Origin of the sequence: Rhodopseudomonas sp. P2A-2r, assembly GCF_026015985.1 — a bacterium.
Taxonomy (GTDB): domain Bacteria; phylum Pseudomonadota; class Alphaproteobacteria; order Rhizobiales; family Xanthobacteraceae; genus Tardiphaga.
Genome location: NZ_CP110389.1, coordinates 564179 through 590358 on the forward strand (window position 1 = coordinate 564179; position 26180 = coordinate 590358).

20 protein-coding genes and 2 pseudogenes are annotated in these 26180 nt (G+C 65.4%); 11 read left to right on the top strand and 11 right to left on the bottom strand.

Annotated features, from left to right (window positions below):
* Nucleotides 1–13 precede the first annotated feature (13 nt).
* The 6 genes and pseudogenes from ONR75_RS02685 to ONR75_RS32685 all read right to left on the bottom strand — a co-directional run.
* The gene (locus ONR75_RS02685; protein WP_265081262.1) at nucleotides 14–2239 is read right to left on the bottom strand and encodes a CHASE2 domain-containing protein; all 2226 of its coding nucleotides are present in this window, start codon (nucleotides 2237–2239) and stop codon (nucleotides 14–16) included.
* A 22-nt stretch (nucleotides 2240–2261) separates the two neighbouring features.
* Nucleotides 2262–3581 (bottom strand): HlyD family type I secretion periplasmic adaptor subunit, encoded by a 1320-nt coding sequence (locus ONR75_RS02690; protein WP_265081263.1) that lies wholly within the window; start codon nucleotides 3579–3581, stop codon nucleotides 2262–2264.
* Entirely contained in the window at nucleotides 3578–5332 is a 1755-nt protein-coding gene (locus tag ONR75_RS02695) for a type I secretion system permease/ATPase (protein WP_265081264.1), read from the bottom strand. The genes ONR75_RS02690 and ONR75_RS02695 overlap by 4 nt, the downstream gene beginning before the upstream one ends.
* A 145-nt stretch (nucleotides 5333–5477) precedes the next feature.
* The gene (locus ONR75_RS02700; protein ID WP_265081265.1) at nucleotides 5478–6359 is read right to left on the bottom strand and encodes a M10 family metallopeptidase C-terminal domain-containing protein; all 882 of its coding nucleotides are present in this window, start codon (nucleotides 6357–6359) and stop codon (nucleotides 5478–5480) included.
* A complete protein-coding gene (locus tag ONR75_RS32680; protein WP_413776484.1) occupies nucleotides 6359–7123 on the bottom strand; it encodes a cadherin-like domain-containing protein in 765 nt (254 codons plus the stop codon). The genes ONR75_RS02700 and ONR75_RS32680 overlap by 1 nt, the downstream gene beginning before the upstream one ends.
* Nucleotides 7124–7447: 324 nt before the next feature.
* Nucleotides 7448–8407: pseudogene (locus ONR75_RS32685) on the bottom strand (FecR domain-containing protein); the annotation flags it as partial.
* A 327-nt stretch (nucleotides 8408–8734) separates the two neighbouring features.
* On the opposite strand from ONR75_RS32685, the gene ONR75_RS02710 reads away from it, so the two are divergent.
* Nucleotides 8735–9544 (top strand): transglutaminase-like cysteine peptidase, encoded by an 810-nt coding sequence (locus ONR75_RS02710; RefSeq protein ID WP_265081267.1) that lies wholly within the window; start codon nucleotides 8735–8737, stop codon nucleotides 9542–9544.
* A gap of 260 nt (nucleotides 9545–9804) precedes the next feature.
* Here the strand turns inward: ONR75_RS02710 and ONR75_RS02715 are convergent, their stop codons facing one another.
* The 3 genes from ONR75_RS02715 to ONR75_RS02725 all read right to left on the bottom strand — a co-directional run bounded on the left by ONR75_RS02715 (nucleotide 9805) and on the right by ONR75_RS02725 (nucleotide 13310).
* On the bottom strand, nucleotides 9805–11493 hold the full coding sequence (locus ONR75_RS02715; RefSeq protein ID WP_265081268.1) for a methyl-accepting chemotaxis protein: 1689 nt from the start codon (nucleotides 11491–11493) through the stop codon (nucleotides 9805–9807).
* A 154-nt stretch (nucleotides 11494–11647) separates the two neighbouring features.
* Nucleotides 11648–11947, bottom strand: coding sequence for a hypothetical protein (locus tag ONR75_RS02720; RefSeq protein ID WP_320109686.1), 300 nt, complete (start codon nucleotides 11945–11947; stop codon nucleotides 11648–11650).
* Between the two features lie 133 nt (nucleotides 11948–12080).
* Nucleotides 12081–13310 carry an LLM class flavin-dependent oxidoreductase gene (locus ONR75_RS02725; RefSeq protein ID WP_265081269.1) on the bottom strand — a complete coding sequence of 410 codons (1230 nt, stop codon included), beginning with the start codon at nucleotides 13308–13310 and terminating at the stop codon, nucleotides 12081–12083.
* 192 nt (nucleotides 13311–13502) lie between these two features.
* Here ONR75_RS02725 and htpX point away from each other — a divergent pair, with 192 nt between their 5' ends.
* The 9 genes and pseudogenes from htpX to ONR75_RS02770 all read left to right on the top strand — a co-directional run bounded on the left by htpX (nucleotide 13503) and on the right by ONR75_RS02770 (nucleotide 24655).
* Entirely contained in the window at nucleotides 13503–14426 is a 924-nt protein-coding gene (gene htpX / locus ONR75_RS02730) for a zinc metalloprotease HtpX (RefSeq protein WP_265081270.1), read from the top strand.
* Between the two features lie 77 nt (nucleotides 14427–14503).
* Nucleotides 14504–15580 (top strand): OmpA family protein, encoded by a 1077-nt coding sequence (locus ONR75_RS02735; RefSeq protein WP_265081271.1) that lies wholly within the window; start codon nucleotides 14504–14506, stop codon nucleotides 15578–15580.
* Between the two features lie 298 nt (nucleotides 15581–15878).
* Nucleotides 15879–17287, top strand: a pseudogene (locus ONR75_RS02740) (MFS transporter).
* Nucleotides 17288–17582: 295 nt separating this feature from the next.
* Nucleotides 17583–18983 carry a chromate efflux transporter gene (gene chrA / locus ONR75_RS02745; protein WP_265081272.1) on the top strand — a complete coding sequence of 467 codons (1401 nt, stop codon included), beginning with the start codon at nucleotides 17583–17585 and terminating at the stop codon, nucleotides 18981–18983.
* 141 nt (nucleotides 18984–19124) lie between these two features.
* Entirely contained in the window at nucleotides 19125–20300 is a 1176-nt protein-coding gene (locus tag ONR75_RS02750) for a PHB depolymerase family esterase (protein ID WP_265081273.1), read from the top strand.
* Nucleotides 20301–20395: 95 nt separating this feature from the next.
* Complete coding sequence (locus ONR75_RS02755) at nucleotides 20396–22888, top strand: PAS domain-containing protein (RefSeq protein WP_265081274.1); 2493 nt, start codon at nucleotides 20396–20398, stop codon at nucleotides 22886–22888.
* Nucleotides 22889–23090: 202 nt separating this feature from the next.
* Nucleotides 23091–23507 (top strand): DUF1236 domain-containing protein, encoded by a 417-nt coding sequence (locus ONR75_RS02760; protein ID WP_265081275.1) that lies wholly within the window; start codon nucleotides 23091–23093, stop codon nucleotides 23505–23507.
* Nucleotides 23508–23672: 165 nt separating this feature from the next.
* Nucleotides 23673–23879 carry a hypothetical protein gene (locus ONR75_RS02765; RefSeq protein ID WP_265081276.1) on the top strand — a complete coding sequence of 69 codons (207 nt, stop codon included), beginning with the start codon at nucleotides 23673–23675 and terminating at the stop codon, nucleotides 23877–23879.
* 5 nt (nucleotides 23880–23884) lie between these two features.
* Entirely contained in the window at nucleotides 23885–24655 is a 771-nt protein-coding gene (locus tag ONR75_RS02770) for an acyl-CoA desaturase (RefSeq protein ID WP_265083509.1), read from the top strand.
* A 78-nt stretch (nucleotides 24656–24733) separates the two neighbouring features.
* On the opposite strand, the gene ONR75_RS02775 is transcribed toward ONR75_RS02770, so the two are convergent.
* Nucleotides 24734–25003 (bottom strand): GlsB/YeaQ/YmgE family stress response membrane protein, encoded by a 270-nt coding sequence (locus tag ONR75_RS02775; RefSeq protein ID WP_265081277.1) that lies wholly within the window; start codon nucleotides 25001–25003, stop codon nucleotides 24734–24736.
* Nucleotides 25004–25177: 174 nt separating this feature from the next.
* Between ONR75_RS02775 and ONR75_RS02780 the strand changes: the two genes are divergently transcribed.
* The gene (locus tag ONR75_RS02780; RefSeq protein ID WP_265081278.1) at nucleotides 25178–25426 is read left to right on the top strand and encodes a hypothetical protein; all 249 of its coding nucleotides are present in this window, start codon (nucleotides 25178–25180) and stop codon (nucleotides 25424–25426) included.
* A gap of 21 nt (nucleotides 25427–25447) precedes the next feature.
* Here ONR75_RS02780 and ONR75_RS02785 read toward each other — a convergent pair whose 3' ends face one another.
* On the bottom strand, nucleotides 25448–26116 hold the full coding sequence (locus ONR75_RS02785) for an MBL fold metallo-hydrolase (RefSeq protein ID WP_265081279.1): 669 nt from the start codon (nucleotides 26114–26116) through the stop codon (nucleotides 25448–25450).
* Nucleotides 26117–26180 lie beyond the last annotated feature (64 nt).

Here is a 26180-nt window from a genome sequence, read left to right on the forward strand (position 1 = left end):
GGAATGATGCACGTCATTTCGTCAGCAGCGCATAAGCCCCGTTCCAGTCATCCGGCGGCGGCGACTGCCTGTAAGCGTGAAGCCGCTTCTCATACAGGTTATACAGCAGCTCCAGCAGATGACCGACGTCGGACTTGCGGCCGCGCTCGATGGCGAACAGCGCGCCGTCCCAGTCGCGGCTGCGATAGCAGGCCAGCATCTCGATGGTCAGCTTGCGCAGCCGCTGGAAGCGTTCCGACTGCGCCATGTCCTCGCGGCCGGCGACGGCATAGATCACTTCCGGCTCCTTCTTGCCCTTCACCATGATGAAATCGAGCTCGAGGATCGCGAACCTGTCTTTCGCAGCCAGCGCCGTCTTTGAGCCGACGATGATGGGAAAGCCGTACTCCTTGGACTGGCCCTCCAGTCGCGAGGCGAGGTTGACGCTGTCGCCGAGCACGGAATAGTCGAACCGCAGGTCGGAGCCCATATTGCCGACCACGCAGGTGCCGGTGTTGAGGCCGATGCCGACCTGCATGGGGATATAGACGTGGCCGCCCTGCTGCGCCTCGATCTCGCGTTCGCGGTTGAGGGCGTCGATGCGCTCCAGCATGTCGAGGGCGGCGGCGCAGGAATTGATTTCGTGTTCGGCGTCGTCGAGCGGCGCGTTCCAGAACGCCATGATGGCGTCGCCCATGTACTTGTCGATGGTGCCCTTGCGGTCGAGGATGGCGTTGGTCAGCGGCGTCAGGAAGCGGTTCATCAGCGTCGTCAGGCCGTGCGGGTCGTGCTTGTAGGATTCCGAGATCGCGGTGAAGCCGCGCACGTCCGAGAACATGATGGTCATCTCGCGCTCCTCGCCGCCGAGCACCAGCTTCTCCGGCGATTGCGCGAGCTGCTCGACCAGCGCCGGCGAGAGATATTGGCTGAACGCCGAGCGGATGCGGCGGCGCTGGCGCTGTTCGCGGACGAAGTTGCTGAAGATCAGCGTCAGGTAGATCAGCGTGGTCGACAGCAGCGGATAGGTGAAGTCGAGCAGCAGACGGTGTTGCGAATAGAAATACCAGGACGTGCCGACCAGCAATGTGGCGATCAGGGCGCCGACCGCGATCAGGGTGACAGGGCCGAACATCGGCGCCAGCCAGATGACGAGAATGCCGAGCAGCAGCGCTGTGCACAACTCCGCGCCGATCGCGTAATTCGGCTGCGACAGCACCGTGCGGGTCAGCGCGCTTTCCAGCACTTGGGCGTGGATCTCGACGCCGGGCAGCACCGGATCGATCGGCGTGGTCTTGGTGTCGAGCAGCCCGACCGACGAAGTGCCGATCAGCACCAGCCTGCCGGCAATGCGCTCCGGCGGCACCGTGCCGTCCAGCACGTCGGCGGCGGAGACGTAGATGGCCGGGTCGCTTTTCGCGAAATGCACCCACAACTGCCCGTTGCGGTCGGTGGGGATTTCGAAGCCCTTGACCGCAATGCTCTTGATACCGGCGCGGTCGGACTTGATGAAGATGGTGTCGGTGCCGGTCGCCACCCGCAGCATCTCGAAGGTCAGGGACGGCATGGTGACGCCCTGCGCCTGCATCATCATGGGCACGCGGCGCACGATGCCGTCGCGCTCGTTGCGGATGCTGAACAGCCCGCGGCCGGAGGCGGCTTTTTCAAGCTCCGGCACGTTGCGCAGCAGTCCCGGAAAACTTACGAGAAACGGCTGCGGATCGCCGCCGAGCATCGCCAGCCCGGTCGCCGGCCGCGACGCGTCGAGTGCCGGACCCGCCATCGCCAGTCCGGATTCGCCGAGCACGACGCGTGAGCGCTGCACGGCGTCGGCGAACAGCCGGTCGTTGCTCGGCAATGCGCGGAGCATGGCGCGGGTGGCGTCGTCGAGCCCGGCAATGGCGTCGGCGGCAATGGCGGGATTGGTCCGGTCCGGCTCCGGAAACGCGATGTCGAAGGCGATGACTACGGCTTTCAGCCGGGTCAGGTTGGTGACGAGATCGGCGATGCGGGTGCGCGGCCAGGGAAACTGGCCGTATTTCCTGAGGCTCGCCTCGTCGATATCGACGATGACCACGGGCCGGGCGGTCTTCACGCGCGGGGCGATGAGCTGGTAGGTGTCGAAGGTGCGCAGCCGCAGCTCCTCGGTCACCGGGAGGTCGGCGATCCGCGCCAGCGCCAGAGCGATCAGCAGCGCGACGCACAGCGCGCGGGCAAAGCCGAACCGCCGCGCCAGCCGTCGCACCCGCCGGAACCTGATCATGGCGATGTCATGCCGGCTCGCGTCACTTTTCCCGGAACGCGCGCATCAGCTGGTCGCTCAGCGGCTTGACCAGATAGGCCAGCATGGTGCGGTCGCCGGTCTGCACGAAGGCTTCCACGGGCATGCCGGGAATCAGCCGGACGTCGCCGAGCCGCGCAATCTCCTCGGGCGGCATCGAAATGCGAATAGTGTAGTAGCTCTGTCCGGTGCGCTGGTCGGTGGTGACGTCCGGCGACACCCGCGTCACCACGCCGTTCAGCTCGGGCGTGGTGCGCTGGTTGAAGGCCGACAGACGCAGCAGCGTCTTCTGGCCGATCACCAGTTTGTCGATATCCTGCGGATTGACGCGGGCCTCCACCGAGAGGCTGTCGGTCTGCGGCACGATCAGCATGATGGCGTCGCCGGCGGTGATCACGCCGCCGACGGTGTGCACGGTGGATTGCAGCACCATGCCGTCCTGCGGCGCGCGGATGTCTATGCGCCGCAACTGGTCCTCGGCGGTGACCTTGCGCTCGACGAACTCGCCGATCTTGTCGTTGGTCTCGCGCAGGTCCTTGGAGACCTCGGACACCAGGTCCTTGTCGATCTGGATGATCTGCAACTCGGTCTCGGTGATCTTGCCGCGGGCCTGGGCCCGCGCCGCCATGAACTGGGCGCGCTCGCCGGCCAGCCTTGCCGCGTCGCGCTCCAGCACGGTCAGCCGCGAGATCTGCACCAGCTGCTGGTTGTACAGTCCGCGGACACCGATCAGTTCCTTTTCGACCAGCGCCATCTCGCTGGTCTTGGCGGCTTCCTGCGCGGTCAGGCCGCCGATTTCCTCGTTGAGCTGGGCGATGCGTTCGCGCAGCTGCGCCTTCTGGCCGATGCGTCCGGTGGAGCGGACGTTGAACAGCTTGGTCTCGCTGGCGATCACGTTCTTGACGTCGTCGTCGGCAATCTGTTCGAGCAGGACGGCAGGAAAGCTGATCCGCTCGGCGCCGCGCTGCTCGGCCTCAAGGCGGGCGGCGCGTGCCCACAGCCCGTTGAGGTTCTTGGTGACGATGGCGAGGCCGGCCTTGGTGACGGTGTCGTCGAGCCGCACCACGACGTCGCCGGCCTTGACCACGTCGCCGTCGCGGGCGCGCAGTTCGCCGACCACGCCGCCGGTGGGATGCTGCACCTTCTTGACGTTGGAATCGACCACCACCGCGCCCGGCGCGATCAGCGCCCCGGAGATCTGCGCGGTCGCGGCCCAGCCGCCGATGCCGCCGGCGAGGACGAGCACCACCACCAGCCCGATCACCAGATGCAGGCGGATGGAGCGATGCGATCGGGTTGGCGATCCGGTTGACTTGGCGGTCATGGCTTGCTGACCCCGCCGTCGGCGACGATCTTGATCGGCTGCGGCACCGGTCGTTGCAGCACCTGCGCCAGCACCGTGTCTTTCGGCCCGAAGGCCTGGACGCGGCCGTCCTTGAGCACCAGCAGCAGGTCGACGCCGTCGATGCCGATCGGCCGGTGCGCCACCACCACGACGATGGCGCCGCGGGCCCGGGCATTGCGGACCGCTCGGGTCAGGGCTTCGTCACCCTCGGTGTCGAGATTGGAATTCGGCTCGTCGAGCACGATCAGGAACGGGTCGCCATACAGCGCCCGCGCCAGCGCCACGCGCTGCGCCTGCCCGGCGGACAGCACGCTGCCCTGTTCACCGATCTGGGTGTCGTAGCCGTCGCGCATGCTGACGATCAGATCGTGCACGCCGGCCTGCCTGGCGGCGGCGATGATGCTGTCGGACGAGGCGTCGGGATCGAAACGGCAGATGTTCTGCGCCACCGATCCGGCGAACAGTTCGACATCCTGCGGCAGATAGCCGATGTGGCGGCCGAGGCTGTCGGAGGTCCACTGGTCCAGGGCGGCGGCGTCGAGCCGGACGCTGCCGCGCACCGGCTGCCAGACCCCGACCAGCGCCCGCAGCAGCGATGACTTGCCGGACCCGGAGGGACCGATGATGCCGAGGCCGTTGCCGGCCTGCAGGGCGAAGCTGGCGTCCTGCACCACCAGTTTCTGGTCGCCCGGCGGCATCACGGAAAGATTTTCCACCGACAGCCGCTGCGTCGGGCTTTGCAACTGCGTCACCGTGGAGCGTTCCGGCACGGCGGCGAGCAGGCCGTTGAGCCGGTGCCAGCTCTGCCGCGCCGCGACAAAGCCCTTCCAGTTGGCGATCGCCAGGTCCACAGGGGCCAGCGCACGGGCGCTCAGGATCGAGCCGGCGATGATGATGCCGGCGGTCGCCTCCTGATGGATCACCAGATAGGCGCCGACGCCGAGCACCGCCGATTGCAGCATCATGCGCAGCACCTTGGCCACCGCGCCCAGGCCGCCGGCGACGTCGCTGGTGCGCTGGTTGCCGGCGAGATAGTTCTGGTTCGACTCCTCCCAGCGGCGGGTTAGGCGGCCGGCCATGCCCATCGCCACCATCACTTCCGCATTGCGGCGGCCGGCGGCGGCGAGATCGCTGCGCCGCGCCGCCAGCGCATTGGCTTCACGGGCCGGAGCCCGGGTCATGGCTTCGGTGGCGATGGTCAACGCCACCAGGATGATCGCGCCGACCAGCGCGGTCAGGCCGAGCATCGGGTGGAAGGCGAAGCAGATCGCCAGATACAGCGGCAGCCAGGGCAGGTCGAACAGCGCGCTCGGTCCCATTCCGGAGAGAAATGCGCGGACATTGTCGAGGTCGCGCAGCGGCTGCAGGCCTTCGCTGCGGCCGCCGGCCATCAGCGGCAGGCGCACCACGGTCTGGAACACGCGGGCGCTCAAGGCCTCGTCGAGCGACGTGCCGACCCGGACCAGGACACGGCCGCGCAGCAGGTCGAGCACGCCCTGGGCGATGTACAGGCCGGCGGCGAGGACAATGAGGCCGACCAGGGTCGGCACGCTGCGGCTGGGCAGCACGCGGTCGTACACTTCCAGCATGAAGAACGAGCCGGTGAGATACAGAAGGTTGATCATGCAACTCATCAGCCCGACGCCAAGGAACGCGCCGCGGCAGGCGCGCAGTGCGTCGCCAAGCTCGGACTTCGGAGAGTGAGACAACCGTAGCTGGCCGCGCTGCATCGTCAAAACCCTTGGGAAACGGTCGGAGGACGGCCCCGAACCGGTTCCGCGATCCGTTCTGCGTCAGCCACTATGCCATCAGCGAAGCGTCTTGTGCAGGATATCAAGCCGCAACAGTTAATGTCGCGGGATGAGGGCCCGTGGTTCAGACCGGATGGGACTGAACGATGAAGTCGCTGGCATGCAGGCTCGTATAGGCCACGTTGTGCAGCAGGATGGTGTCGCCGGCATCCAGGGTGATCAATGTGTCGGCTCCGCTCGCCGCGACGTGGCTGGACATCCACCCGCAGACATCAGTCGTGTTGACGATGGCGGACAGATTGATGTGGTCCACATTCTTCTGAAAATCGTAGATCGTGTCGTGACCGGAATTGGCTGAAAATACGAAGGTGTCGGCGCCGCCAAGGCCGATGAGCAGGTCGTCGCCACCCAGCCCGTTGATGGTGTCCGCACCCTCGGTGCCGTACAGGGCGTTGCTGCCGATGGTGGCAACGTTGTTGGTGGTGATGTAGGTCACCGTCGCGTGGGCGCCTGCGGCGATGGTGCCGAAATCATAGGTGAGCGAGATCGCCCGGTCGCCCAGGGCGCCATTCGGATCGACCGGCGAAGCATAGGCCTGGGCCGCATATGGATCGGTATTTGTGAAGCCGTATGACGATGCGTGCCAGGCGCCGTTCAATCCGATCAGCGCGACCTCAGTCCCGGAGGAAGGGCCTTTGGCGGATACGATGGCCACGTCAGTCGAGTTGTGAATCACGTCGTTGAAGGTGTTGTAGGTGCCGGTCCCCTGCGGGTTCTGATCCTGATCGGGATCGAAGTTGCGCATGAAACGGACATTGTCGATCGTCGCGCCGCTGTTGTTGCAAATGTCGATGGTGGTGGTGAAGAAATTGGCGTCGGCCCCCAGCGTGATGGTCTGGGTCAGCGTGACGCCATGGCCGGCATCGAGGCTGGTGACGACCGAATTCGAGCCGTCTGTATTATGAACCTCTGAATGGGAAAGCGGCGTAAAGCCGTTGTCGTGCATCAGCGGCGATCCGTTGACGACGACCGGATTTGGGTCTCCCCGATGTGATAGCCGAGCACGATGCGGTCTTCCGGCGTGCCAGGCGTGGTCACATTACCGGCGCCGGGGAGGACGAAACCGTTGGTCGCGCCGTGTCCAGACACATCGATGATGGTGCCTTCCGAAGAGGTCAGGTGATACACCGTGTCCGGCTGCCCCGGCGTGAAGTCGACGTGAGCCGAAAAAGGCGTGCTGACGGCGCTTCCGTCACTGACGATGACGCTGATGTCCGGCGCAAATCCGCTTCCGTCATGATGAAAGCGGATATGGCCGGCGGCGATGTCCGCCGACGTCACCGCTTGGCCAGATGCCAGCGTAACCCAGTTCGAGCCGACCAGGATTTCGAACGAGCCGTGCGTCGCTGTCGCGTAAAAGGTGAAGCTGGTGCTGTCGGGATCGACAATGCCGATGTCGGACAGTTGCACAACGACCGTGCCGCCATTGGTGACCGAAAGCGACGCCGCGGTGATCACCGGCGCATCGTTGACCCCGTCGATGGTGAAGGTCAGGGTCTCGTGGACGGTGTCCGGTCCCGAGCGGCTGTCGAAGCTGATGGTGAAAACCAGCTTCTGGCCTTCGCCAAGGAACCGGAACGCCGCCGGATCGTAGCTGACTGCGCCAGTCAGCGGATCGATGGTCACCAGCTTTGCCAGATCGAGGCCCGCTGGAACGTTGGCGGGGCTGACCGCGGAAACCACCTTTCCGGTGCCGGCCACATAGGGCACGGCAACGTCGTTGAATCCGCCGTCGCCGATGTCGGGATCTTTGATCGTGACCTGGTCGGCCAGCCTGAAGCCGGTCCTGCCCTCCGTCAGCGAGATCTCGAGCGGCGCAACCTCGATGGTCGGCGCGGTGTTGAAGCGCGTGACGATGACATTGATCGGCGGCGTCCCCGGCGTGTCACCGGGCAGATTAATGGGGATCGTCGTCGGGACGTTGACCGGAAGGTCCGGCGTCGGCGTGAATTTGATCGGATCGGGATTGGTGCTGCCGGGCGTCGGATTGGCTGGGGCCGATCCGTTGTTCGGGTTGGTGCTCTGCGGATTGGCGTTCGGCGTGTAACCCGGAAAATACAGCTTGAAGATCTCCGGAATGATCGCCAGCACTTCCGGCGACAGCGGCGCCGGCGCGGTCGATGGCGTGCCGTCGCCGGTGACGCTGGTGACCTGGCCGGCCTGGTTGACCGTGCCGATGATCACGTTCGGATCGGACTTGCTGTACAGCACGTAGGAGCCGGTCTTGCCGCCGGGCTCCACCAGCACCTGGAATTTGACCGGCGGGGCGCCGCCGGTCCCCGGCACGGTGAAATCGATTTCCACCAGCACGGCCGTGCCGCGGATGCCCATGGTCGCCACAGGCGTGTCGACCCTCATGTCGCCGTGCTTGGCGGTCTCGCCGGCAACGAAGGTAATGGTGCCCTGCACCAGGCTGAGCAGCGAGGAATTCGACGATCCGTTGGGATCGTAGACCATCTCGTTCAGCACCATGCGGGCGTTCGAGGACAACCCGAATACGGTGCCGTCGATGAAGGTGAGGCCGAGCGTGGAATCGCTGCCGGCCTGCACCACGTCGCCCTTGTTAACGTTGTCGCCCATGTTGAGCTGGATCGAGACGCCGTTGCGGATCGCGGTGGCGCTGCCGGTCAGCTTGGTGACGCGACCGATGACGGTGGCCGCGGCCGTGGCGCCGGCGAGCTGCGCGACCTGGACCTCGCCGGTCAGCGATTCCACCAGCGCGCCCGACAGCCGCGCGCCGTCCGGTGATGACAGCGCAGCGCGGACGTGTCCCTTGAAATAGTCGTTCACGACGTGGTCGTGGCCGTCCTTCGACAGCACCAGGTCGAGTCCCGCGCGCTTGTAGTCGCCGGCAAACAGCAGATGCGCGTCGGGAACGACAATGCTGGGCTGCGCGCCGTCAAGGCCGCCGCTATTCGCCGGCACTTCTGCCGACGCCCCCGAAAGCCCAACCGTATCAAAATGCGAAAAGTCGAATTTCCCGGCGAAGTTCAATGGTGACACCGCGCAAAGGTAAAGAAAGAGGAAAGACTTACCTGATGCATACCACCGGCGCGTGCAATGCGAAAGTGCACGCTTGCGCACCATTAGTTGCGGTTAATGCGGCTTGCGAGCCCGGCGGTGGTGGTGAGGTGTGGCGCCGGTTCCCGATTGCTAAACTTGTATTCAATTGCGCCATCCAGCTTTGAGCACGACGGCAAAGTCCGCCCCTGCGACCATGCCGCCTTAAGCCGGTTGAAAATCCCCCGCCCATGATCGGCGCGAATGATCCGGTCACGTGCGGGCTGTCACCCCCGCCGATGCCCGGACAGGGGGCGTCAGATGTTGAGTTTCAAATGGGCGCCGTCATGGCGCGCCGGATTGCTGGCCTGCGGTCTGGCCCTGTGCGGTCCGGCCTTTGCGGTGGCCGATACAATGCATCCGGACGGGATCCAAGCTGCAGCACCGGCCGCCGGTCCGTTCGGACTTGCCTCCGCGCCGGTTGAGGGCGGCGAGTTGCGCGACAAATGGCTGGGCGCGGAGCGGGAAATCGAGGCCGAGCTGCTGGCCATCACCCTGTGCCAGGAGGATCGCGCGCGGTGCGGCTCGCCGGCCGCCCTGCGACTGCTCGGGATCGTCGATGAGGCCGTGGCGCATGATGGCCGGGCCCGGCTCGGCGAGGTCAACCGCGCCATCAACCTGGCGATCCGACCCGCCAGCGATCTTGCGCTGTATGGCGCCGTCGACGTGTGGCGTTCGCCGCTGGCGCTGCTGGCCGAAGGCGCCGGTGATTGCGAGGACTACGCCATCGCCAAGCTGGTGGCGCTGCGCGTGGCGGGCATCGCCGCCGACGATCTGCGCCTCGTGATTCTGCGCGACCTCGGGCGCCATGAGGACCACGCGGTCGCCGCCGTCAGGCTGGATGGCAACTGGCTGCTGCTCGACAACCGGCGCATGGCCATGGTCGAGGACAGCCATGTCAGGCAGATCCGGCCACTGTTCGTCATCGATCGCTCCGGCGTCCGGCAATACCTCGACACGCCGCTGCTTGCGGACAAGGTGCCGCCCGCTGCGTCATCCGCCGGCCTGATGAAGCTGGCACTGCTCGCCGGGTCGTCAGCGCCTGCCGGCCACCCGGGACTCTCGAGCTAGATCCATCTCCATAGATCGTGTCCCGGACGCAGTGCAATGCGCCTCCGTCAGGAGGCGTGGTGCACTGCAGATCCGGGACCGCCACAAACGATACCGCATGATACGGTCCCGGCTCTGCGGAGCGGCATACTTGATGGATCAGACTCTAGCAGTCTGCTGAAAAACTCAATTCCGCCGCAGTTCGATTCCGTTCCAGACTCTTTTAGATTCCGTTTTGTTCACGGTTTTGACGCCCGGCGCCGGAGTTTTTCAGCAGACTGCTAGGCCGCGCGGACCTGTCGCAGGAAGTCTGCCACCGCCGATTGCAGCATGCTGGCGTGTCCGTCGAGTTCGCGCGCCTCGGCTAGGACCTCGCCGGCAGCCCGACCGGTCGCCGAGGCGGCGGTGTTGACGCCGCCGATATGGCTGGCGATCTCGCTGGACCCGGCGGAAGCGGCCTGGATGTTTTGGGCGATCTCGCGGGTGGCGGAGCCTTGCTGCTCGACCGACGAGGAGATCGCCAGCGAAATGTCGCTCATCTTCTCGATGGTGGACGCAATGCTGGCGATCGCCGCAACGGCGTCACCGGTGGACGACTGCATGCTCGAGACCTGCGCGGAGATTTCCTCGGTGGCCTTGGCGGTCTGGGTCGCCAGCGCCTTGACCTCGGAGGCCACCACGGCGAAGCCGCGACCGGCCTCGCCGGCGCGCGCTGCCTCGATGGTGGCGTTCAGCGCCAGCAGGTTGGTCTGTTCGGCGATATTGTGAATGAGCTGCACCACCACGCCGATCTTTTCGGCGGCGCCGGACAGCAGTTGCACTGTGGAGTTGGTGCGGCCCGCTTCGCTCACCGCCTGCCGCGCGATTTCGGTGGACTGCGCCACCTGACGGGAGATTTCCTGCACCGAGGCCGCGAGTTCTTCCGCGGCGGCGGCCACGGTCTGCACATTGCCCAGTGCCTTGTCCGACGCGGCGCTCACGGTGGAGACGCGGTCGCTGGTCTCGCCGGCGGTGGCCGTCATGGACGTGGCCGTGGCCTGCATGCCGGCCGCGGAATTTGCCACCGACTTCACCACGCCGGTGACGCTGCGTTCGAAGCCGTCGGCCAGGCCGATCATGGCGGCGCGCCGTTCGGCGGCGACGCGCGTCTGCATGGCCGCTTCCTCCTGTTCGAGGCTGCGCATCCGGATGGCGCTGTCCTTGAACACCTGCACCGTTGCAGCCATGGCGCCGATCTCGTCGCGGCGGCCGGCCCCGGGGATGTCGGCTTCGATCTTGCCGGCAGCGAGGTTCTTCATGCGTGCACCGAGCAGGCCGAGCGGCCCGGTGATGCTGCGGGCGACGAACCAGGCGATCAGCCCGGCGACCGCGGCAATGCCGAACAGCGCCAGCGCCAGCGACCAGATGATCGGCTTCAGCTTCGCGTCGAGGTCGTCGATATAGGTGCCGGTGCCGGCAAACATGTTCCAGCCGGGAATCGCCACCGCATAGGACACCTTGCGGATCGGCTCCTTTTCGCCGGGCTTCATGTATTCGTAGTACAGCGTGACGTCGCCTTTGGCGGCGACGCCGTCGCGCAACTCGCGCGACAGCGCGCGGCCGTTGGTCTTGACGTCGAGCCGGTTGCTGCCGATGGCCTTCGGGTCGGGCGCGGCGATGGTGACGCCGTCCATGTCGTAGGCGAAGATATAGCCGCTGCCGTTGTCGTAGGTCATGGTGCGGGCGCGTCGGGAAAATTCCTTGATCGCGGCGTCCTTGGTCATTTCGCCGGCCTCGACCTGCTTCTGCAATCCGATCGCCAGGTTGCGCGCGGTGTCGACGATGGCGTGAATCTGGTCCATCCGCGCCGCAATCATCTCCTGGCTGACCAGGCGCGTTGCCTGAAAGCCGGCGGCGCACAGGCCGAGCAGGGTGACGCCGACGAGAATGCCGAGCTTGGCGGAGATCGGCAGGTTGTTGAGCAATTTCACAATGAAGACCCCGAAAAATGCGGCGGACTGGATGCCGGACCATCAATGGGGTGCAGACTACGCAGGTCGGAATTAGAACTTCCTTAAGCGTAATTCTTGGGCGGCACGACGGGAATTGACCGCGCCGCACCTGCTACCACTTACAGGTATTGGGTTATGTCGTGACGGTATGGACCCGCGCCGCCGCAGTTGCGGCAACGTCGCCGGCGTGCAGGTCGCGCGCCATCCGCCCGTGCGCGCACAGGAAGTCGCGCCCTTCCTGCGTCAGTCCGACCATCACCTCGCGGCCCGCATGATGTTCGCGCGTGGCATAGCCGCGGTCGACGCAGTCTTCCCACACCGTGAGGCGCGGACAAGACGTCCGCCAGGCGTCGAGCACATCGGCATAGGAACGCGGCTCGCGCGCGATCCATTCCAGGAGATCGAGGATCAGAGGATCGAGGTCCTTGCCCATCTGTTGCCTCCGGGGCGCCGGCCAGCTGTCGACCGTTGCGCTGCGTCGAAATTGTCCCGCCCCGCGATTCCCTGCAAGCGGGAAGCGCGGGGCGCTGTAACCTCGCCGGCAGGGACGGCGGTATTGCCGTGCGCTACGCTTTCGTCTGCTGCAGGTCCGGCGCGTTGACCAAGGGGATGGCGACGCGGCCGGGGCCGGTGTGCGACAGCGCCGCCGCGGCCTTGTCGTTCTCCATGATCTTGGCCATCACGGCCTGACCCGCACGCTCGAAAATGGCGCGGTTCTCGATCACGAAGGTCTGCGACCTGCGCAAGGCCGCGATATGCCCGTTGATCTCCGGCACCACGTAGCGCGCCACCATGTCCCAGCTGCGCCGCGTGTTTTCCGGGTTGGCCCAGTCGTGTACGAAGCCGATGATGGTGCCGACGCCTCCCGACACGGCCATCAGGTTCTTGATGGTCCTGACCAGATCGTCGGGGGTGCCGATGGTGGAGGCCGCACTCTCGCCGCCGGCGGTCTTCTCGATAGCGTCCTCCGGCGACGTGAACGGCTGCAGGCCCGGACGCTGCAGGGTCTTGACGTTGTATTCGTTGTGCCAGCGCATCAGGCCGGGGCCGGCCTCGCGTTCCGCCTGCTCACGCGTCTCGGCGATGTGCCAGCTCAGCAGCACGCGCCAGTTGGCGCGGTCCACCGTGGTGCCGTGCTTCTTCGCGGCGTCTTCCGCAAAACCCCATTGCGTCGGCAGCGCCATCAGTCCCTGCGTCGACATCGACCCCAGCGAGATGATGCCGATGCCGTATTTGCCGGCCAGCGTCATGCCCGAGGGCGAGATCTGCGACGCCACCACGAACGGCATCTCCTCCTGCAGCGGCAGGATCTGCAGCGCCGCATCGTTCATGGTGAACCAGTCGCTCTTCGCGGTGACGCGCTCGCCATTGAACAGCCGGCGAATGATCGCGATGGCTTCGTCCTGGCGGTCGCGCTGGGTCATGGGATCGATACCCAGCGTATGGGCGTCGGAGGCCAGTGCGCCCGGGCCGGAGCCGAAGATGGCACGGCCGCCGGTCATGTGGTCGAGCTGCACCATGCGCTGTGCCACATTGTAGGGGTGGTGATAGGGCAGCGACACCACGCCGGTGCCGAGCATGATGCGCTTGGTGCGCTCGCCGGCTGCGGCCAGAAACATCTCGGGCGAGGCGATCATCTCCCAGCCGGAGGAATGGTGCTCGCCGCACCAGAACTCGTCGTAGCCGAGTGCATCCAGCTGCTCCGCCAGATCGAGATCCCGGCGGAATTGCAGCATCGGATGTTCGCCGATCGGATGATGCGGAGCGAGAAAGGCTCCAAACTTGACGCGCGCCATACGGCATTTCCTCATTGTTGTTTTTTGCTTGCCGCGAGCCTAGGCCAGCCACCCCCGGCTTTCAATGCGTTCCCCGGCATGGCCGCGACGCGCTGCCGCAGAGCGACGTCTTGCGCCGCTGCCTGCGCCATCACCATCTCAAGGAGGCACCGCAGCGCCAATCCCGGCGCGATTTCGCGGGCAGGAGGACCGATGAGCTACTTCAAAACCGCGATGCTGCTCGCTGGCATGACCGCCCTGTTCATGGGCGTCGGCTATCTGATCGGCGGCGCGTCCGGCGCAACGCTGGCCCTGCTGGTTGCGGCCGGCATGAACCTGTTTGCCTACTGGAATTCCGATCGCATGGTGCTGTCGATGCACGGCGCGCAGCCGGTCGACGCACGCAATGCACCGGACCTGTTTCGGCTGGTGGCCGATCTCGCCGCCCGCGCCAACCTGCCGATGCCAAAAGTCTACATCATGGACAATCCGCAGCCCAACGCCTTTGCCACCGGCCGCAATCCCGAAAACGCCGCCGTGGCCGTCACCACCGGGCTGATGCAGCAGCTGAGCCGCGAGGAACTGGCTGGCGTGATCGCGCACGAGCTGGCCCATGTGAAGCACCACGACACGCTGCTGATGACCGTCACCGCGACCATCGCCGGCGCGATCTCCATGGTGGCGCAGTTCGGCATGTTCTTCGGCGGCAACCGTAACAACGGCCCGGGCATCATCGGCCAGCTGGCGCTGATGATCCTGGCGCCGCTCGCCGCCATGCTGGTGCAGATGGCCATTAGCCGGACCCGCGAATACGCCGCCGACGACATGGGCGCGCGCATCTGCGGCAACCCGATGTGGCTGGCTTCGGCGCTGGCGAAGATCGACAATGCCGCGCATCGGATTCCCAACGAGGATGCGGAGCGCGCGCCGGCCACCGCGCATATGTTCATCATCAACCCGCTGTCGGGCCGCAGCATGGACAACCTGTTCACCACCCATCCGTCGACGCAGAACCGCATCGCAGCGCTGCAGCAGCTGGCGGGGCAGCTCGGCGGGCAGTCTGCGCGTGCCGCAACCGGTGCTGCGCCACGTGGCCCGTGGAACGGCGAGCCTCGTGCGAAGGGGCCGTGGGGCTAAGGGCCGAGTGCGCATCTCGCCCTTGTCGCGACTGGTAAAACCGGCATGGTGGCCTCCTTCCTGGAGGCGTATCGAGAATGCTGACACGGCTTCTGATCACCGGTTTTTTGTTGCTTGCCGGCGTGACGGCCGCGCAGGCCGACGCGACGATCCCGAACAAGGACATCGCCAACGCGCGCGATAATCCGCTGCTGAAGCGGTATGACGGTTCGTTCATCGTCAGCTATGAGCGCCTCGCCTTCACCGACTTCAAGGTGCCGCTGTCGAAGCTGGAAAAGGCCGGCGACACCCGCGACCGAATGAACAATCAGGTCTTCAAGCCCGCGAAAGAACTTGAGGTCGAGGGCGCCCGTACCCGGATCGCCTACATCCTGCCGGCCAACCGTTCGCCGCTGGAAGTGCTGCGCAACTACCAGGATGTCGTGAAGGCCGCGGGCGGCGAGGTGCTGTACCAGTGCAAGGGCGACGATTGCGGCGCCGATCCGACCCGCTCCAGCGCCGGCGGAGGCGGCGACATGAGCCTGCTGATGTATGCGGTCACCGAGGCGCAGCTCAAGGACGCGGCGTTCTCCAACGGCGCCTGCGCGTTGGCGGTTGAGATCGATGACCAGCGCTTCTTCGCCGCCAAAATTCCGCAAACGGGAGGTGAGGCTTACGTCACGGTGCAGACCTATCAGGTCAAGAATGACCTGTACTGCAAGGCGTTCAACGAACGCACCGTGGCGGTGGTTCATGTCGTCGAACCGAAACCGCGCGAGCAGAAGATGGTGGTGGTGAAGGCCGACGAGATGGCCAAGACGATCGGCTCGACCGGCCGCGTGGCGCTTTATGGCATCTTCTTCGATACCGGCAAGGCCGAGCTGAAGCCGGAATCGGCACCGACGCTGCAGGAGATTGCCGGCTTGCTGGCCTCCGATCCGAAGCTGGCGGTGCTGATCGTCGGCCATACCGACAATCAGGGCGCCTACGACTACAATCTTGACCTGTCGCGCCGCCGCGCCGAATCGGTGGTCGCCGCGCTCACCGCCAGTTTTCGCGCCGATGCCAAACGCCTGCGCGCAGCCGGCGTCGGCATGCTGGCGCCTGCGGCGTCCAACGATGCGGATGACGGCCGGGCGAAGAATCGGCGGGTCGAGGTGGTGAAGCTGAATTGATCTGACCAGCCTGCCGTCGCGGCGCACCAAGCGTCCGTCATTGCGAGGAGCCCTTGCGACGAAGCAATCCAGTCTTCCTTCCGCTGTGGCCTTCTGGATTGCCGCGTCGTTTCGCTCCTCGCAACGACGTGGAGAGGCCGTGGCGCTACCGGCTCATGCGATTCTCAGGCCCCCAATAGATGCCGTGGGGAAAGGCCCAGCCGGACCACAAATCCGCCAATGATGACCTCAGAGGTCATCGACGCCATGACCGCCAGATGCAATTCTGAAGGCAAGACCAGCATCGCGGGATTGCGTCATGGATCGGACGGTTGCCAACAAGACCGATACCGCCCGCCGCTGGTGGGTGCTGGCGATTGTGGTCGCCGCCCAGTTCATGTTCGGGGTCGATGCCTTCATCCTCAACGTGGCGATCCCGACCATCGCTTCCGAGCTGCGGGCGTCATCGGCCGAGGTCGAGGCGGTCATCGCCATCTATCTGATCGGCTATGCTACGCTGGTGGTGACCGGCGGCAGGCTCGGCGACATTCACGGCACCAAGTCGGTTTTCATTGCGGGCGTGCTCGGCTTCAGCGCGACGTCGCTATGGTGCGGACTGACCCGCTCCGGTCCGGAGCTGGTCGCCGCCCGGCTGGCGCAGGGCGCCGCCGCGGCGCTGATGGTGCCGCAGGTGCTGGCCACCATCCATGTGCTGTTCGCCGATGAAGCGCGCAGCCGCGCTTTCGCCATCTACGGCGTGGTGCTCGGGTTGGCCGGCGCTGCCGGCTTTATTCTTGGCGGCGTGCTGGTGACGTTGGACCTCGCCGGGCTTGGCTGGCGTGCCGTGTTCTTCGTCAACGTGCCCATGGGCGCGCTGATCGTTGTCGCCGCGGCGGTGCTGATGCCCACGGCGCCGCGCCGCGCCGGCACGCGGCTGGACATTCCCGGCGCGCTGGCTCTGTTCGTCGGGATGCTGTGTCTGATCGGGTCGCTGCTGTTCGGCCACGAACTCGGCTGGTCGCCTGTGGTCTGGCTGGCGATGGGGCTGGGCGTGGCGGTGATCGCCGGCTTCGTGCGGCTGGAGCGCCGCGTCGCTGCGACCGGCGGCATGCCGCTGGTCGATCTCGCATTGCTCGACGATGCCGCCTTCATCCGCGGGCTCGGCGCGGTTTTCGGTTTTTCTTCGCCAATATCTCGTTCTATCTGGTGCTGACGCTGTTCATGCAGAACGCGCTGCACATCGCGCCGCTGGGTGCCGGGCTGGTCTACGTGCCATTGGCGGTGGCCTTCGTCATTGCCTCCCGCCACAGCGGCGTCCGTTCCCGGCATCGCGGCCGGCTGGTGCTGATCGAGGGCTGCGCGGTGCAGCTGATCGGGCTTGCTGCGCTTGCGACGTTGGTGACGGCGGTGTCCGTGCCGCGGCCGTGGCTGCTGGCCTTGCCGCTGGTGGTGTTTGGTTATGGCCAGGGCATGGTGATGGCGCCGCTCTCCGGCGCGGTGCTGTCGACCGTGCCGGCGCGCAGCGCGGGGGCCGGCGCCGGCGTCTATGGTACCACGGCGCAGATCGCCAATGCCGCCGGCGTGGCGGCGATCGGCGGACTGTACCTCGCCATCCAGACGGCAGGAGCGCCAAGGGGCGCGCTGCTTGCGTGCTTCGGCGCATGCGCTGCGTCGTTGACAATTTGTGTCTGGCTGCTGCTGCGCATGCGGCGCGCCGCGCCGGCATAGAACTTTAATCATCTTCATCTATCAACGGCGCCGCATTCTAGAAAAGAAGGCGGAGTCCTCCGGTCCTGATGTGGCTGTCGAGCCGGAGCCTCCTTCGATCTCGGGAACATGCGCGGGGCAGGTCGCATCAGGGCTTCTCACCCCGAAGACCATTCGCCCCGCGCGTCATCCCCTTGCGTCCGCAACTTGACAGGCCGGCGATCCCTGCCGATACCGTTTCACGGGGAAAAGCGATCGCCCCTCAGGCGGCGTCCGTCGCCCAAGTATCGCGTCCGCTTCCATGCAAGGACGCGCCATGTCATCGCCGCCGAACGCCCCTGACGTTGTTGTTTCAAAGTCTGCCAGCCATGGCGTCACCTTCGCGGAGGCATTCAAGGTCTGGCTGCGCATCGCGCTGTTGTCGTTCGGCGGGCCGGCGGGGCAGATCGCGGTGATGCACCGCATCCTGGTGGACGAGAAGCGCTGGGTCTCGGAGGGCCGATTCCTGCACGCGCTGAACTACTGCATGCTGCTGCCGGGGCCGGAGGCACAGCAACTCGCCACCTATATCGGCTGGCTGATGCATCGCACGGCCGGCGGCCTGATGGCCGGCGGATTGTTCATCCTGCCCGGCGCCATCTGCATCATGGCGCTGAGCTGGATTTACGCGGCATTCGGCAATGTCGGCATCGTCGCGGCGCTGTTCTTCGGGCTGAAGGCGGCGGTGCTGGCCATCGTGCTGCAGGCGGTGGTGCGGGTCGGCAGCCGCGCGCTGAAGAACAATACGATGCGCGCGCTGGCGGCAATCGCGTTTCTCGCCATCTTCTTTCTCGACGTGCCGTTTCCCGCCATCGTGTTCGGCGCCGGCCTGATCGGCTATCTCGGCGGCAAGGCGGGGCGCCCGGCGTTCAACGGCGGCAGCGGCCACGGTGCGGCCGGCAACGGCGATGGCGACAGCCTGCTCGGCGAAGAGATGCCGGCCCATGCGCGGCCAAGCATGCGTCAGTCGCTGCTGGCGGGGTCCATCTGGCTGCTGTTGTGGCTGACGCCGGTGGCGCTCCTGCTGCTGACGCTCGGCGCGGACAATGTGTTCAGCCAGATCGCGGTGTTCTTTTCCAAGATGGCCATGGTGACGTTCGGCGGCGCCTATGCGGTGCTGGCCTATGTGGCGCAGCAGGCGGTGGAGCACTACGCCTGGTTGAAGCCCGGCGAAATGCTCGATGGCCTCGGCATGGCCGAAACCACGCCGGGGCCTCTGATCATGGTGTTGCAGTTCGTCGGCTTCATGGCCGCCTTCCGCGCGCCCGGCACCCTGTCGCCGCTGCTGGCGGGCACGCTTGGCGGCCTGCTCGCCACCTGGGTGACCTTCACGCCGTGTTTCCTGTGGATCTTTCTCGGCGCGCCGTTTGTCGAAACGCTGCGCGGCAACAAGGCGCTGAGCGCGGCGCTGGCGGCGATCACCGCGGCGGTGGTTGGTATCATTCTCAATCTCGCCGTGTGGTTCGCCATCCACACCATGTTCCGCGAGGTCAGGCCGCTGCAGCTGTTCGGCGGCGTCGGCTTCGATGCGCCGGTGCCGGGCAGCGTCAATGGTTGGGCGGTGGCGCTCTCGGCGGCGGCGCTGCTGGCCGTGTTCCGCTTCAAGGTCGGCATGCTGCAGACGCTTGCCGCCTGTGCGGCGGTCGGCGCCCTGCTGCATGTGACGGGATTGATCTGACAGGGCAGGAGGAATGCCGCCCAACATTCCGTACCTGCATACCTGCGTCACGGATCGTTCATTGCGTCGGCATTTTATTTTGCAGTGCAGCAACTATATTCGCACAGCCCTGTTATAGACCAGCCCGACCCAGGAGCTGCCGTGTCCCTCGCAGATAATATCGAATTCCTCCGCCGCCTCCCGAAAATGCCCGGAATCAATGGCCTCGACGGCCTGGCGCGCGGTCTGCGGCCGGCCGGCGACAGCCCGATCAGTGAAGTCACGGGGTTTGGCAGTAATCCCGGCGATCTCAGGATGTTTGCCTATCTGCCTGATACTCTGGAGGCCCGGCCGCCGCTGGTCGTGGTGCTGCATGGCTGCACCCAGAAAGCGGCCGGCTACGATGTCGGGACCGGCTGGTCGGCGCTGGCCGAGCGCTATGGTTTCGCTCTGCTGATGCCCGAGCAGAAGTCGTCCAACAACGGCAATGGCTGCTTCAACTGGTTCAACGCCGAAGATACCACGCGCGACAGTGGCGAGGCCTTGTCGATCCGGCAGATGATCGGCCACGTGGTCGAGTCCCACGGTCTCGATAGCAAAAGAGTTTACATCACCGGCCTGTCGGCAGGCGGCGCGATGACGTCCGCGATGCTGGCGACCTATCCCGACGTGTTCGCCGCCGGCGCTATCATCGCCGGTCTGCCCTACGGCGTCGCCAACAGCATGCAGGATGCGCTCACCGCCATGTATCGCGCGCCCGCGCATCCGGCGCAGCAGCTCGGCGATCTCGTGCGCAATGCCTCCAGCCATGGCGGCCCGTGGCCGAAAATCTCGGTGTGGCACGGCAGCGCCGATCGCACCGTCAATCCGGCCAATGCCGGCGAGATCGTCAAGCAGTGGGTCAACGTCCACGGCCTGCCGGAGCAGCCGATGTCGGAAGCCGAGGTCGATGGCTATCCGCGTCAGGTGTGGTGGAACTCCGACGGCGAGAGCATCGTGGAATCCTTCACCATCACCCATATGGCTCACGGGACCCCGCTGGGGATCGGCAGCGACGAAGAGCGCTACGGCCTCGAAGGCGCGTTCCTGATCGAGGCTGGAATCTCCTCGTCGTGGCATATCGCGCAGTTCTTTGGCCTCACCGCCGGGTTGCCGAAGTCCGTGGTGGTGGCCGGCGCTGCCCAGACCGCCGCAGAAGTTCCGGTGGAGGCCGTCACCGCGTCGCCGCGCGCCACGGGCGATCGCCGCTTCAAGGCGCGCGAGCCGTCCGGCCGCCGCGTGCTTGATATCAACGCTGTCATCACCCGCGCTCTGACCGCTGCCGGACTGATGAAATAACGCAGGTGCGAATCCGCGATTTGCACCGGTCAGTGCAGGCGGTTAAGTTTTCCCGGCTAGTCTGACGCCGAGATTTCGCTCGTGATTGCGTAACAATGCTGGACATCAACAGGTCGGGTTCCGAAGACTTTCTCGCCGGTGGCGGCGAGATGGGCGCGTTGATGCGCGCCTACGACTGGGCGTCGAGCCCGATCGGCGTCCCGGAATTCTGGCCGCAAAGCTTGCGCACCGCGATCCGCATTGTGCTCAACACCAACCACCCGATGTTCGTCTGGTGGGGTCCGGAGCTGATCCAGTTCTATAACGACGCCTACCGCCAGACCATGGGTCCGGAGCGCCACCCCTCGGCGCTGGGCCAGCGCGGTCGCGACTGCTGGGCGGAGATCTGGCCGATCATCGGCCCGCAGATCGAACAGGTGATGTCGGGCGGCGGCGCCACCTGGCACGAGAACCAGTTGGTCCCGGTTACCCGTCACGGCAAGCTCGAGCAGGTCTACTGGACCTACAGCTACAGCCCGATCGATCAGGATGACGGCATCGGCGGCGTGCTGGTGGTGTGCCGCGACGTCACCGAACAGCATCTTGCCACCGTCGCGCTGCGCGAACGCGAGGCTGAGCTAGCGCGGGTGCAGCAGATCGGCCGCATCGGCGGACTCGAGGTCGACCTGCGCACCGGTTTCCGTAATCGTCGCTCGCCGGAATATCTGCTGGTGCATGGCCTGCCGCCGGATGCTGTCAACGAGACCCATGACGACTGGGTCAAGCGCATCCATCCCGACGACCGCGAAGCCACCGACCGCAAGTTTCGCGATGCCGTCGCATCGGGCGTGAGCGACTACACGGTGCAGTACCGGATCATCCGCCCGAGCGACGGCGAGGTGCGCTGGATCTCGGTGAAGTCCCTGATCGAGCGCGATGCCGACGGGCGTGCGATCCGGCTGGTTGGTGCCCATACCGACGTCACCGAGCAGATGCAGGCCGAGCAGGCGTTGCGGCAGAGCGAGGAACAGTCGCGCAAGCTTGCCGCCGAACTTGCCGAACTCAATGCGACGCTGGCGCAGCGCGTGCTCGAGAAAACCCGCGAGCGCGACCGCATCTGGGACGTGTCGCAGGATCTGCTGCTGGTGGCCGATCGCGACGGCACCTGGCGCAGCATCAACCCGGCATGGACCCGCACGCTGGGCTGGCAGGAAGACGAATTGCTGAACCGCACCTCGGAATGGCTCGACCATCCCGACGACCAGGACACCTCGCGATCCGAAGTCCAGCGCAAGCTGTCGTCGGGCCAGCCGACCGTGCGCTTCGAGCACCGGTTTCGCCACAAGGATGGCTCCTACCGATGGCTGTCCTGGACGGCCGTGGTTGACGGCGACAAGATCTACGCCGTGGCCCGCGACATCACTTCCGAGAAGGCCGCGAGCGAGCGCCTCAAGGCGGCCGAGGAGGCGTTGCGCCAGTCGCAGAAGATGGAAGCCGTCGGCCAGCTCACCGGCGGCATCGCCCACGACTTCAACAATCTGCTGACCGGCATCGTCGGTTCGCTGGATCTGATGCAGACCCGCCTCAAGCAGGGCCGCACCGAGAATGTCGAGCGCTATATCGAAGCCGCGATGACCTCGGCCAATCGCGCGGCTGCGCTGACCCATCGCCTGCTGGCCTTCGCACGGCGCCAGCCACTGATACCGAAAACGGTCGACGCCAACGCGCTGGTGGTGTCGCTGGAAGATCTGCTGCGCCGGACCATCGGCGAGGTGCTCGATCTCGACATCGTCACAGCGAAGGATCTCTGGCTGACCTTGTGCGATCCGAACCAGCTGGAAAACGCGCTGCTCAACCTCGCCATCAATGCCCGCGACGCCATGCCCGACGGCGGCAGGCTCACCATTGCCACCGTCAATATCGTCGTTGCCGCCCTCAACGCCGCCAATCCGGCGCTGCTGCCCGGCGACTACATCTGCATATCCGTGACCGACACCGGGGCCGGCATGAGCGCCGAAGTCGTGGCCCGCGCCTTCGACCCGTTCTTCACCACCAAGCCGATAGGGCAGGGCACCGGGCTCGGCCTGTCGATGATCTACGGTTTTGCGCGGCAGTCCAACGGCCACGTCAGCATCGACAGTGCGCCCGGTCGTGGCACCACGGTGAAACTCTATCTGCCGCGCCATCACGGCGAGGCCACCGTGTATCCCGCCGCCTCTGTCGGTGCCGATATCCATGCCGCCGCCGGCGAAACCGTGCTGGTGGTCGAGGACGAGCCGGTGGTGCGCGGCGTCATCGTCGAGATGCTGCACGAGCAGGGCTATCGTGTGTTCGAGGCGGTTGACGGTCCGTCCGGGCTGCGGGTTCTGCGCGACGAGGCGCGGATCGACCTGTTGATCACCGATGTCGGCCTGCCCGGCATGAACGGCCGCCAGCTCGCGGATCAGGCGCGCGAGACCCGGCCGCGGCTGAAGATCCTGTTCATCACCGGCTACGCCGAAAGCGTCGCCATCGCCGACGGCTTCCTGCAGCCCGGCATGGAGATGATTACCAAGCCGTTCGACCTCGACAACCTGTCGCAACGGATTCGCGACATGGTCGCGAAATAGCAACGAGTCCTGCGGCACGTGCCGCGGCCAGACTCCGGCCCGCTCACTTGAAATGCAGCGCGGTCATTTCCCGCTTGCAGGGCAACGAGTGGCTCGAACAGGCCTTCATCGGTCACGTCAAGTTCCCCTGGAACCTATCGCAGCGCGGGCACTTGTCCTGCGCAATTCGAACGGTCACCCGATCGCTTCAAAGGAGAACATCATGATTCGTCGCATTCTCGGAACCGCTGCCATTGTCGCCACTTTGGCAGTTCCCGCAATCGCTCAGGCCCAGGGCGTCCCCGGCGGCATTGAGCGCGGCGCCCGGGATGGCGAGCGCGCAGCCGGGCCGGTGGGCGCCATCGTCGGCGGAACCATCGGCGGCGTTGTCGGCGGCGTGGCCGGCGTGCTCGGTGTCGACCAGCGTCCCCGGTTCCGCTCCTACGTCGTGGAACAGCACCGCCCGTCCTATCAGTATCGTGACGAAGTCCGTGTCGGCGCGGTACTGCCCGGCGATGGCGTGACGTATTACGACGTGCCGCAGGAATACGGCGCCTCGAATTACCGTTACACTGTGGTCAACGGTCGCACCGTGCTGGTCGAGCCCGGTACCCGTCGCATTGTCGAAATCGTCGAATAACAGCGACATATTCTTCGTCAAATGATCAGGCCGCCTTCGGGCGGCCTGATTTGTTTGCGACCTGACAAACGGTGCCGCTCTGGTCAGGAAGCACAATCTGGCGCACAGCTCGTTGTGCGAATCATTGTGTTGTCGGCGGCTCTCGGCCCCGAATTCAGGAGTGACGTGGCAGCCTCAAATCGCGAACCCGCAGCCTCCGCCGTCGCTTTCGAAATTCCGTCACAGATTGCTGCGCAATCGGACGTCACCCATCCACGCATTGCATTGCCAGAAGGCGTCCGGCCTTGGCGCGTCGACTGGGTCAACACGGTCACCATCGCCAGTTTTCACGCGCTGGCGCTGCTCGCGCTGCTGCCGACGTTTTTCAATTGACCGCGGTGATCGTCGCGATCGTCGCCGCGCGGCTGTCCGGGTTGCTCGGCATCAATATCGGCTATCACCGGCTGCTGACGCATCGCGGTTTCAAATGCCCGAAATGGCTCGAGCATACGTTGGTGGTCATCGCGATCTGCTGTGCCGAGGATACGCCGGCGCGCTGGGTGGCGGTGCATCGCCGCCATCACGAGAAATCCGACGAACAGCCCGACCCGCACAGTCCGCTCGCCGGATTCCTGTGGGGCCATATCGGCTGGCTGCTGGTGAAGAACCCGGACCTGTCTCGTCTCGGCATTTACGATCGCTACGCCAAGGACATTCTGCGCGATCCGTTCTACGTCGCGCTGGAGCGTAATTTCTGGCAGCTCAAGATCGTGCTGATCCAGATCAACCTGTTTTTCCTCGTTGGCCTCGCCATCGCGCTGATGCAGGATCAGGCGTGGGCCGATGCCTTGCCGTTCGCGCTGAGCTTCGTGGTGTGGGGCGTGTTCGTACGTACCGTATTCGTCTGGCACCAGACATGGGCGGTGAATTCACTGACCCACATGTGGGGCTATCGCAGCTATGCCACGGACGAGGACAGCCGCAACAACTGGTTCGTCGGCCTGCTCGCCCACGGCGAGGGCTGGCACAACAATCACCATGCCGATCAGCGCTCGGCCCGCCACGGCCATCGCTGGTGGGAGATCGATACCACCTACCTCACCATCCGGCTGTTGGCGAAGCTCGGACTCGCCTGGGACATCGTCACACCGCGGCCGCTGAAGCAGTAGAAGCCGCTCCCTCTCCCCGCCTGGGAAGCTTTGCTTCGCAAGGCGGGGAGAGGGAACAGTCAGTCCGATCGGACAGTACTAGAATCGCCCCCTGCCGCGCACCAGGCGCACCACCAGCAGCAGGATGACAGCGCCGATCGCCGAATAGATGATTTCCGAGATCAGTCCGGTGCCGAGGCGGATGCCCAGCTTGGGAAACAGCAGGCTGGCGACCAGCGCGCCGAGGATGCCGACCAGGATGTCGCCGAGAATGCCGAAGCCGGTGCCGCGCACGATCTGGCCGGCGAGCCAGCCGGCGACAAGGCCCACCAGTAGAATGACCAGAATACTTTCGTTCGACATGTGCATAGCAGTCCCCCTGATGGCGCGAAGATCGCGCGTGGGGCAAGTCGCGAGGGAACAATCCGTTGCGCGGGCAGCGGGACATTTTGCGGCTTCGCCGCCGCCGCGCGGCGTCTGCCCAATTACCAAGCGACATTACGACACAATGGAACCAGACGGCGCGGAGCGCGTTGTGGCCTCATGACGAAGCCCGATATCTGGTATGTGGCCTTTGGCCCCGACAAGTCCGTGAAGTCCGATGACCGCGGCAATGGCACCGTGCGTTCGACCAAGACCTTCAAGTCCGAGATCGACGCCAAGCTGTTCGCCAAGCAGATCCTGGCCAAGGGGTGGACCGCCAGTGCGGGCACCCTGAACCCGTATCAGCCGAAGCAGACCATCGCCTCGTCCAATATCGAGAAATGGTGCGACCCCAGCTACGTCGAATGATCCATCGAACCGGCGCCGAGGTTACGCCGCGCCGGTGAGGAACGGATTGGTCATGCGCTCCTGGCCGATGCTGGAGCCCGGGCCATGGCCGCAGATGAAGCCGACATCGTCGCCGAGCGGCAGCAGCTTGTCGGTGATCGACTGGATCAACGTGTCGTGGTTGCCGCCGGGAATGTCGCTGCGGCCGACCGAGCCGGCGAACAGCACGTCGCCCACATGGGCGAAACGCATCGATTTTTCATAATACACGACACTGCCGGGCGAATGGCCGGGGCAATGCAGGATGTCGAAGTTCAGCCCGCCAACGCTGACGCGGTCGCCTTCCTTGAGCCAGCTGTCCGGTTGGAAGTTGCGCATGCCGGTCATGCCGTATTTGTGGCCGCTCTCTTCGACCAGATCGAAGAAGAACTTGTCGGCGATATGGGGGCCGGTGATCGGCACCTTCAGCGCCTCGCGCAACTCGGCGGCGCCTCCGACATGGTCGATATGACCATGGGTCAGCCAGATCTGCTCGACATTCACATTTGCCTTGGCGATAGCCTGCTGGATCAGCGGCACGTCGCCGCCGGGATCGATCACGACGGCCTGCCGCGTGGCCTCGTCCCATAGCAGCATGCAGTTCTGCTGGAACAGGGTCACTGGAATGATCACCGCGCCGGCTTTGGCTTTGGTCTCGGTTTCTTGTGTCATCGCGCCACAATGCTGATTTTTGCGGGAGTGTGAAGGGGAAAATTGGGGCGGTGTTGGTGCACGC